The 10,225-nt window shown below is 38.8% G+C and carries 11 protein-coding genes; 8 read left to right on the forward strand and 3 right to left on the reverse strand.

Annotated elements, in window-relative coordinates; translation table 11 throughout:
• Window positions 1-490 precede the first annotated feature (490 nt).
• The 5 genes from WJR50_RS33620 to WJR50_RS33640 all read left to right on the forward strand — a co-directional run bounded on the left by WJR50_RS33620 (window position 491) and on the right by WJR50_RS33640 (window position 3,525).
• The gene (locus WJR50_RS33620; protein WP_341297709.1) at window positions 491-1,123 is read left to right on the forward strand and encodes a c-type cytochrome; all 633 of its coding nucleotides are present in this window, start codon (window positions 491-493) and stop codon (window positions 1,121-1,123) included.
• A gap of 111 nt (window positions 1,124-1,234) precedes the next feature.
• Window positions 1,235-1,708, forward strand: coding sequence for a hypothetical protein (locus tag WJR50_RS33625; RefSeq protein ID WP_341297710.1), 474 nt, complete (start codon window positions 1,235-1,237; stop codon window positions 1,706-1,708).
• A 62-nt stretch (window positions 1,709-1,770) separates the two neighbouring features.
• A complete protein-coding gene (locus WJR50_RS33630) occupies window positions 1,771-2,550 on the forward strand; it encodes a DUF5602 domain-containing protein (RefSeq protein ID WP_341297711.1) in 780 nt (259 codons plus the stop codon).
• A 189-nt stretch (window positions 2,551-2,739) separates the two neighbouring features.
• Complete coding sequence (locus tag WJR50_RS33635; RefSeq protein ID WP_341297712.1) at window positions 2,740-2,871, forward strand: hypothetical protein; 132 nt, start codon at window positions 2,740-2,742, stop codon at window positions 2,869-2,871.
• Window positions 2,872-3,153: 282 nt separating this feature from the next.
• A complete protein-coding gene (locus WJR50_RS33640) occupies window positions 3,154-3,525 on the forward strand; it encodes a hypothetical protein (protein ID WP_341297713.1) in 372 nt (123 codons plus the stop codon).
• A gap of 110 nt (window positions 3,526-3,635) precedes the next feature.
• On the opposite strand, the gene WJR50_RS33645 is transcribed toward WJR50_RS33640, so the two are convergent.
• Window positions 3,636-4,187: a hypothetical protein gene (locus WJR50_RS33645; RefSeq protein ID WP_341297714.1), complete on the reverse strand. Its 552-nt coding sequence runs from the start codon at window positions 4,185-4,187 to the stop codon at window positions 3,636-3,638.
• 364 nt (window positions 4,188-4,551) lie between these two features.
• Here WJR50_RS33645 and WJR50_RS33650 point away from each other — a divergent pair, with 364 nt between their 5' ends.
• On the forward strand, window positions 4,552-5,418 hold the full coding sequence (locus WJR50_RS33650) for a helix-turn-helix domain-containing protein (protein ID WP_341297715.1): 867 nt from the start codon (window positions 4,552-4,554) through the stop codon (window positions 5,416-5,418).
• 101 nt (window positions 5,419-5,519) lie between these two features.
• On the opposite strand, the gene WJR50_RS33655 is transcribed toward WJR50_RS33650, so the two are convergent.
• Entirely contained in the window at window positions 5,520-6,920 is a 1,401-nt protein-coding gene (locus tag WJR50_RS33655; protein ID WP_341297716.1) for an FAD-binding oxidoreductase, read from the reverse strand.
• A 473-nt stretch (window positions 6,921-7,393) separates the two neighbouring features.
• A complete protein-coding gene (locus tag WJR50_RS33660) occupies window positions 7,394-8,794 on the reverse strand; it encodes a hypothetical protein (RefSeq protein WP_341297717.1) in 1,401 nt (466 codons plus the stop codon).
• Between the two features lie 521 nt (window positions 8,795-9,315).
• On the opposite strand from WJR50_RS33660, the gene WJR50_RS33665 reads away from it, so the two are divergent.
• Both WJR50_RS33665 and WJR50_RS33670 read left to right on the forward strand, forming a co-directional pair.
• Window positions 9,316-9,888: a recombinase family protein gene (locus tag WJR50_RS33665; protein WP_341297718.1), complete on the forward strand. Its 573-nt coding sequence runs from the start codon at window positions 9,316-9,318 to the stop codon at window positions 9,886-9,888.
• A 38-nt stretch (window positions 9,889-9,926) separates the two neighbouring features.
• Window positions 9,927-10,142 (forward strand): WGR domain-containing protein, encoded by a 216-nt coding sequence (locus WJR50_RS33670; RefSeq protein WP_445223517.1) that lies wholly within the window; start codon window positions 9,927-9,929, stop codon window positions 10,140-10,142.
• Window positions 10,143-10,225 lie beyond the last annotated feature (83 nt).

Consider the following 10,225-nt stretch of genomic DNA (forward strand, 5'->3'; position numbering starts at 1 on the left):
ATATGTCTTTTTTCCTATCATAAATAAAGATAAGAATCACTCACCTAAAATGGAATAGGTTGTGCAACAGCCACGGACCTTTTTAGGAAGGGCTAAACAATCACGCGTAAAGAAAATATTGTTGGTTTCCCCATATCATAGAATAAAGAAACATCTGAAGACATTGTCTACTCGCATGAAAATCTTGATAAAAAAAGTATTTAGCGATTATTACTATAGTACCTTACCAATACACATCCCAGTAGCTACCTACCATTGAATGTAGATAGAATTTGATCTTCAACATATACCAGAATGGTAGACTGTATTTTTACGGTGGTTTTCTACCTTCCTCAAGGTAGAGAAAATACTCCCAAAAGCGTAGATAAAACACCTCTTATAAGGTATTCCGATCAAGCACAGATGTCCTGAACTTTGTACAAATTATTATTCAGCTATTCAGACTTGATAGACAAAGGTCAACATTAACTCTTCTTATCAAATTAAGGCCATGAAAAAAATAATCATTAACCTCATGTTGATGGTAGCAGTACTAGCTTTGCTTTATTCCTGCCAGCAGTCCAGATCCAAAGAAGTTGCTGGCAACTCACCATTACGGATAGATTCGGTAGCTTTCAAACAGGAGCAAATTCTCAGGGGCGGTTACCTGGTACATGTAGGCGGTTGTAATGACTGCCATACGCCCAAGGTATTCACTGACGAAGGTATGCAACTAGATACTAGCAGGCTTATGTCAGGTCATCCTAACGGTTCGCCTCTGCCAGAAATTGACCTCAGAGCATTGCAGCCTGGATACTGGACACTCTTCAATTCACATCTTACAGCAGCTGTAGGTCCTTGGGGGCTTACGTATGCCAGAAACCTAACACCGCATGGAACAGGGATTAAAGGCTGGAAAGAAGAAGTATTTATCAAAGCCCTACGTACCGGCAAACATATGGGAATGGAGCAAGGCAGACCCATCATGCCGCCTATGCCCTGGTTTAACGTAGCAGCAGCCACAGATGAAGACCTGAAAGCTATTTATGCCTATCTACAATCGCTAAAGCCCATTGATAACTACGTGCCTGAACCAGTGTCGCCAGAAGAAGTAATGAAAATGGTCTCAACAAAGGCTTTGTAGCATAGCGATATGTGCTAAGCTTTGTTGTGGAGTTGAAATTGAACGTACACTTTAAGATTAGAACATGAACTAGCCAAACCAAAATCCTTTAACATCCTATTAACCCAAATCATGAAAAAGTCAGTAGTTTTTATAGTAGTAACTATGTTTGCCCTTGGCTTCAGCGCCTTTACCAGGAAAGATGAAGCACCCAGTAAATCAGACCTACTTACCGCTAAAACGTGGAAGATGAGCGTATATCAGGTAGAGCCTGCCTATGACTTTTTGCAAAACGGCATCGCTGTCAAAGACATTTATCATGCCTTCACCTGCTATCAGGACAATACCCTAAGCTTTAAGAAGAACGGCAAATTTCAGAGCCAGGAGGGAAAGAATCATTGCGGTAGTAGCCAGTCAGAAATTGGTAACTGGTTCTTTGATCCCAGTGACACCATCCTGATCAGGCAAGCTGCGGGAGAGTCATTTTGTGTAGACATTGTGGAGATCTCTGAAAGTAGACTAATGTACACCTACAAAACCGAAAAGATAGATGCTAACGGAAAGAAGTTGACATTAACCTTTACCGAAGAATATACTGCCCAATAGGCATACACTACATCAATTTATTTTATCCAATTTCATTCATTCAATTTAATTAACCCAAAACAATGAGAACCTTCATCAGACTAAAAATCTATCTTTTAACCCTAATGCTTGTTACCCTTTTCTCCTGTCAGGAAGATGACATTGAGGCAAAAGGTCCGGTTTCTAATTCCAAACAATTAGACAGAACTCAGATTGGTGATGGCAATGTGTCGCTTTGGTTACAATCAGATAAACAGGGTAAACCTGAAAAGCTTAGCATCACGTTCAGCAAAAAAGCCTTCGATAACCTGCCTACAGCAGACGATCATATGGCAAATGAGTTTGTGCTGCAACTAAAGAAACAAGGCATAAACATTCCCTTTGATCATGTGGGAGTTAATTGGAATCCTCATGGACATCCTCCAATGACGATTTATGGGTTGGCTCACTTTGACTTTCATTACTACCTGATGAGTGAGAGTGAAAGACATATGATCGCTCCGACTGATCCCAAGATGGCTAATCATCCCGCAAGTGAATACCTTCCTACCGGTTTTTTCGCTACTGATGGAGTACCGATGATGGGAATGCACTGGGTAGATCCAACATCTCCTGAATTAGGTGGTGCTAAATTTACACATACTTTCATTTACGGTTCTTATGACGGTAGCATTACATTCTTAGAGCCTATGATCACGTTGGAATACATACAGTCCAAGCCGAACACTAAATTTGCCATTAAACAGCCTGAAAAGTTCCAAAAAGAGGGATATTACCCAACGGAGTACGGAATCTTTCACGATGCTCAGAAAGATGAGTATAGCATTACTTTGGAAAACTTTGTCTACAGAGAGGCAAACTAAAATACATCACAAGGGGGTATTCGTAGTGTAGAGGTAAACCACTTACTCTAAGAAGCCTTAAATGTTGAAATTAAAACGTCCGTTTCTCTACACAAGCTCATGAAGCCGCGGATTGACCGGATATAGTTGTTTTTCTTGCCATGTAAATATTCAAAGCGCCCGACGCTCGGTGTACTAAACTCGCCAGTAATGAGTTTCGCAAATATCAAATCTGCAAGATTACAGCAAATTGCTACGCTTAGAGTAAGCGACCGACGCCCGGTCACTTACCCGCATGCTACGAATACCCCTAAATCCACTATTGTAGCCGGGGCCCGGTGATGTCAGATACCCAAGCGACTCCAGTTCTTTTTGGAGTAAACTCTCTGTTTAAATAGTTTTCAGTTACTGGATAGTTATGGTTAGAATCTGCGCCCGGCGCCTTCGTTTGCACTCTAAATGTTTTATGGACAATACTTCTGATGCCGTGAGCTTTCATGATTCTGGCCACTCTGGGTCTTGACCACGTTGTGGCAACCAAAAGCAACCTTTTGAGGCTAGGGTTCTATTCAATACATTAGTGCCCCTGGAAATTGATATTGAAGTGTGATGTTGTTTTAGTATATGAAAGTACTTTATGCAAGTAGTTGGGGCCTATCTCCCCACTGTTGGGATCATGTAGAGCCTGGTATTGACGGTCTAGAGGGTGAACATAGGGACAGTGTAGTGTTAATGAATAACAAGACCTACTGGCCAGTATCCCTTATCCATGAATGGGAGAGTATTCTTATTGAAGCCATTCAACAGATTGAAGAAAGTGGTTCCTGGATACAAACCCTAAGAAGTGACCATAAATCCATAGCCTGGAAGTTATATACTCATAAAGGTATAGAAATGCATTTGAGTGTTACCCAAGACGACAAACATGAATACTGGATTCATGCCTACCCCACTGAGAGACAAGCCATGTCCGGACGAAATGTGCTGAGCCTGTAAATTTCATGGACTTATATCCAGCTGATACCCATGCTTGCTGGGGTCGCAAGTTGGGCTAAATTGCTAGTCCCATGAATAGTGGTACATACATTACAGACCTCTGGTACAGCCTAAACCAATTTTCTCCCTATATCATCAAAATCTTTTGCATCTATACCATTATACTGTTTTGGGGTATTGTTGGCTCGTTTGAGGCTAACTTCTATGAATGCTTTCATACGTTGGGCATTCCGTTGTTCAGACAGCCTGATTTCATTTATTACTGTGCCTAATTTCTCCGTGATCATGTTCTCAATAGCATAATATTGAACAGTGGCCACCGCTCCTGAAGCAGCAGCATTCTCACCGGTTCTCATCCAACTCCATTGTTCTTGAGATGATGCTGGTACAAGTTGCATCTCTTCTGTAGGCTTCACAATTCTCTTTTGACCCTTTACATAACCATTTCTTTCTTTGCAAGCTCTGCTCCTGCAGGAGTTAGAACAGTATTTATGCACTCCTCTACGGGTAGGAACAAAGTCCTCTTCACAGTAGTCACAGCTCACCAGGGACACATAGCGATATTTTTCTTTCCCACGTTTAGTCCGATAGAGCTGTCTGACTATTTTATGTCCAGCTTCATTTATGAAGATCTCGTCAGCAAAAGTTTCAATAACACACATGTTTCTATTAAACGTTTACATCAATTTATATAAACGCAAAATAGGTACATTTATAGTCTTATGCTGTTCAGGATTTGGAGATATAGCACATAGGTGATGAAGTATGTGAACCTGAAGAAACTTTACAACAGTCGCGATTGGGAAAAATTAAGGAGAACACATTTTATAAAATAACCAACCCTAAATATTACTATTTAAAGTATAATAACTTTAATTATGTTAACTGAAATCTTGTGTTTTTTTTGTATTTTATCATAAAGTGGGTAGGAAAATAAATATTGTTTTAGTGAAAATATCGAGAACCATTATAACCTCCCATTTTAAGTAGGGCATTGCCTGTTGTTATACATAAATTTTTTTGAGCATGGAACAAATAGAAGGTTTATCTATTAACTCTGCTGCTAAGGTGCGCCTTCAATCATTATCAAAACAATTCCTCAGTTATAACTTTTCCTGTACTACAATAGATTTTGACCTGAAACAGCCTTACAAGGTCTGCTTTCCTAGTGTTGGTTGTATTTTTTTGGTGGTAATGAATGGAGAAAACTTTCAACAAAGTTTCCACACAAATACATTACCAGATACAAAAAAGGGATACCTGCATATTTCAGGATTAATATCAAGTAAACCTATGGTTAGTAGTTACCATGGAAAGGGTTTTTATAGTGCCTTGAAAATACATCCTGTAATATGTCATTATTTTTTGAAAGAAAATATGAGGCTATTTACCAATCAGCATGCTCTTGTTACCGATATCCTACTTAAAGAAAGCAAAGAGCTTCGGCAGCTAGAAAATAACCAAGATATTGCATCATTCGATAACTTGTATTTGGAAAGGTTCTTATTAAAGACTCTTCCTTGCTGGACTAAGATTAAAAAAGATCCAATATATCATGCTGTCAATACAATTATTAAAAGAAAAGGCATGATAAAAGTTAGAGAATTGGCAGATGAATATTGTATGAGTGAGCGCACTTTGAATCGCCAGTTTATCATGAAAGTTGGGATCTCACCTAAAGCATATGCTAAAATATGTCAATGGCAATATGTAACAACATTGCTTCAAAAAAAACCATTAATTTCCCTTCAGGACCTATCATATTTGGCTGGATATTATGATAACTCTCATTTGGTCCATGACTTCAAGGATAGAACTAGTAGCACTCCTTCTGAATTTCAGCAGCAAACTAACTGCTTTATGAAAAGATACCTGGAATATTTAACCTCATAACATAATCACCTAATTTCTTCTTTACTCATTAGTGGTCTAATTCCCCGAGGCTTTGCCTTGAAAAGTTGGGTCCATGTTTCTACCCTGGGGTTTAATACCTTTTATTCAACTGGTTTAATATTTTGATTAATTCGGAAGAAATTCTTCGGATCATACTTCTTTTTAATAGCAGAGAGCTTTTCATAATTAGGACCAAATGCAGCTCTGATTATATCATGGCTTTCCTCACCTAAAGCATTCAGCAGATAAGCATCGCTTGAGAAATCATGTATAGCATCTGCCATATTACGTGCCCATGATGTATGATGCTCTGTTTCGGCAGGATCAGTCCATTGAGCCATGGTAATGATATTATACTGCTCTTGACGCTGTGCAAATGCAGTTTCAGAAGGCTTCACCCGACTAGCTGCTCCACCATAATACTCAACTATGATAGCAGAAAGGGGTGAAGTAGCTTGATTAGCATAATCTACTACCACCTTGATAACTTCATCATTGAATTCTTTCACAAAGGAGGACTTCCAATAATATTGATTTCCATCAGGAGCAGCGGCATCCAGTAAGGTTTGCATTTGAGGGAAAGGTATGGGTTGAATGGTATCAACCAAAGGAGTTTTAAACTCTCTTAAAGGTTTCATGACTTGCTCACCTTCAGTTAGATCACCACAGTAACAGGCAATGATGCCTACCACAGGCATTCCATCAGGAGTGTTTAGAAGAGCTGCATAGGCAGTTAATTCGTCCGATGCTGACTTGGTGAAATTGTGGTATAACTTCAGTACTTCAGCAGCTTGCTCTCTAGGATAGAGTATTAAACCACCAAGAACAGTACTTACCGGATGGAGACGATATTCAAAAGAAGTAACAACTCCAAAGTTTCCACCTCCCCCTCTAAGGGCCCAGAATAGATCTTCATTTTCATCTGCACTAGCCAACAGGATTTTACCATCGGCCGTTACAATGTCAAAGGAAAGTACATTGTCACAGGTCATACCATATTTCCTGACCAGCCATCCTACTCCTCCTCCTAATGTTAGCCCTGCAACACCTGTTTCAGATGCGATGCCCAGGGGAGCAGCCAAACCAAAGACATGGGTTTCCCGATCTACATCTCCTAATAAGGCTCCACTCTGTACTCTGGCGGTACGATTCTTACTATCTACATGAATCCCTTTCATCAAAGACATATCGATGACCATCCCTCCATCACAAAGAGCTCTACCCCCTACATTATGTCCGCCACCTCTTATAGCTATAAGTAGTTCATGTTCCCGAGCGAAATTTACAGCAGCTACTACATCAGCCACACCTTTACATCTCGCTATTACACCAGGGTATTTGTCAATGTTGGCATTCCAGATGGAGCGCACTTTGTCATAATCAGCATGTGTAGGAGTGACTACATCTCCTTTAAATGTGCTTGTAAATAATGCTAAACTATCATGGTTCACCACTGACCCATGAACGTTGATTAGCTCATGAAGAGTTAGTTTGGTTGCCATAGTTTTAGGTTTAGTGTTTTATGGATACCAATAAAGACAGAAGCATAATTTAAAGCTTTTTCATGGCCGACTGTTAGTGCATATGTTACCTAAGTTTGTCCTCAGGTAACTTTTTATTAATTAGGTTTAAGTTTTATTCAATTGTTTAACATAAGTATTATTACGAAACTTGAAATTTTTATTTTATTTGCAGCATAATTTATATAAATAATCTTCTTACTCTACCTGATTAATAGTTACAGCTAGATACAAGTCCTTTCAGAGACACCTCAAATCATCAACGCTTCTTACTAGACTCCAGTATTTACCATAAGAGACTACATGCACCCCAGAAAAGAAGTATAGAAAAATGTAAACTATGATCAAATGCATAGGTTACTGGCCACTTAAAGCCGAGAGCTGTTTCCTTATCTAGAAGGCTACATACCTCCCAAAATATATTATTGCTAGAGAGGTATGTAGCTATTATATATTTACCAACTGAGTAGGCTAATTCGTTCTCCTCTTTTAAATTCAATCAGCAATTTATCATTACAATTTTTATTGCTTAAATAAGTTAGCTGCCTTCCTGAAGCATACTCATCCAGGAAACCATTAATTTTCTCATTGGAGAAAGAGCTAAAAAAATCGTAGTAAGAAAATATCTTATCATAGTTAGAGTTAGAGTATTCTGCTATTTTCTTACCATTTAAATCAAACTTGGTTGTTTGAATCATATCCGAGGTAGCAAACTGAAGTGAGACTTTACTGTCATCTGTGAGATAAGCCATAGTTGGCCTTTCATAACCAACCTTTCTTCTAAAAATTTTGTCTTGATCAAATAAATCTTCTTCGCTACTCACATATTGCCACAGAGGCTTACTCTCTAAATTGTAAGCATAAATATAGTAACCTTCAGCATCTGCTCTATCCAGCTTAGAAGCACTATTATTATATAATCCATACCAGATGATAATATTCTTTTCTTCGTCAATGATTAAATGTCCATGTGAGTAACTACTTGCAAAGGATGTATATGTAGTACCTTGGCCTGAATAACTACTAAACTTTGAACTTTCGGCATAGAACTGAGTCTCATTTCCTTGATTATGTTTCACACCTGGATTAAAGCTATAACTCACAAAGGGACTGAAATATCTATTATCAAGATCAATGTTAAGTGATAACTTCTTTTGAATTGTACCAAGGTAGTCAATGGCAATTAAGTCTGTAGTTGTATTTGAAGTTTTTTCATCATATGGTTTTGATGCTAACCAGATATGATTCTCATTCTGTGTGATAAACTGCCAATTTGCTTCGCTATTAGGTAAAATAACAGCGGTCTGTTTGAAGGAAAAGTTATCATGAGAAAAGGCATTAATTAGAAGTTTAGTGGGCGAAGCTGATTCATCTGTTTTAATAACATACAAGTATTCGTTGTCAACAAACTGCGCTTGCAATAGATTACCCATGCTTTTAAACATGTCTTCTTTAATGTCAAAAACTCTAACTTTTCCTTTCTGTGAAATTTGTGTCAGCTTAGCTTCTTTACTACCTTTTAACCAATTTTCACCAATGTTTTCAATGTGATAGACATATGATCCTGTACGTGTAGCAACAATGTTTTCTCCTAAGCCTCTTTCACTCTGGAATGTGGACAATGGTACCTGCCAAATTTGCTTTTTATCATTTGTGAAGTGCGTTAATTTCCAGTTAAGATCTTTAGTGTTAGTTTTTTTTGTCCCTGTTTTAATAATGAAACCTTCTTTTCCAAGACTAACAAAGTCAAGCAGTTCATCTTTTTTATCTACAGCAAAGTCAACCTTGCTAATTTGTGCAAAAGAAGAAGCACTGATGAAAAATGCCAATACTAAAGTGGATAATAATCTTTTCATAAGTAATTAGAATAACTTTTATGTAAAAGTACTTATGATAAACTGTGATATTTTAATCAAGTAATATGTTTACTTACCTGTGTAAGTAGAATGCCGCATATTATATGTCAGAAATGTGGCATAAACTGGTGTACCTAGCAGTAAATGTTATTCTTAATACTTTCCTTTATCCACTTCCTTGTATTATTGACCAACTGAGACCACGGAGAAGCATGTTTTAAGTTGGTTGAAGTTACTAAAGGTTACTTAGTTGGCTTTACAGTCAATTAATATTCTTTGTCTGGGCCACTCCTAAAAAGGTCCCTTTTTCGCACTTCTCCCCCACCCTTTTTAGCCAAACTTGAAAACGGCAAAATAATGCTGGAAACGCAGATTTATTTTTAGCCCATTGTGCGTAAACTCAGCTTGTTAATCAAAGTACGGAAAGCTAGATATAGGACAGGCTTTTCATACTTTTCAGATCTCTTCTTTGTATCTTGCCTGGGTAAACAAATAAAAAAACCTTAAGACCTCAATTTTATATGCTTATTGGATATGCTCGTGTCTCTACTGTTGATCAGAATCTGAACCTGCAAAAAGATGCTTTAGAAAAAGCTGGGTGCGACCGCATCTTTGAAGATACCATCTCCGGTGCCAGAGCCGAGCGGCCAGGCCTTGATAAACTTCGGGACCAGCTTAGAGCTGGGGATACTTTGGTAGTCTGGAGGTTGGATAGACTTGGAAGAACCTTGCGGAATTTGATTGAGTGGGTCACTTGGCTAGAGAGTGAAGGTATCTCTTTTAAGAGTTTACAGGAATCTATTGATACCACGACTTCTGGAGGAAAGTTAATCTTCCACATGTTTGGGGCACTGGCGGAGTTTGAAAGGAATCTGATTAGGGAAAGAACCAATGCTGGTCTTTTATCAGCACGTGCTCGTGGAAGAATGGGTGGTCGTCCTGCTGCTCTGGATAAAAAGAAGCAGAAGCTACTGCTCAAACTCTACCATGATAAAGAGCATAGTATTGCAGAAATTCTGGAGATGTTCCATATCTCTAAGTCTACCCTTTACAAGATCGTGCGTGAAAATCCACCTGAAAAGAAAGCCCCATGATCATTGCTTACCTGGAACGACATAATGACGAGAAGAACATGCATAGGTTCTATCGCCTCTCCCTCTCTCCTACTCTTTTCGGTGAATATGCGCTCATTAGGGAATGGGGCAGGTGTTCGGCTAAGCCCTGCATCGGAAAAAGAGGACAGAGGAAGGAGGATTGGTTCAGCCAAGAAGATCAGGCCCATCAGGCTGCTGAGAAGCTTAAACTTCAGAAATGCAGAAAAGGGTATCAATTGAAATTGAGAGGCTAAACCGCTAACGTTAAAGCTACCGGTCGTAGAGGCAAGATGTGACTTTTTGATGAGATATTCTGCTTCATCTTGCTGGCTTTATT

The organism is Catalinimonas locisalis (genome assembly GCF_038039535.1).
Classification (GTDB): domain Bacteria; phylum Bacteroidota; class Bacteroidia; order Cytophagales; family Cyclobacteriaceae; genus Catalinimonas.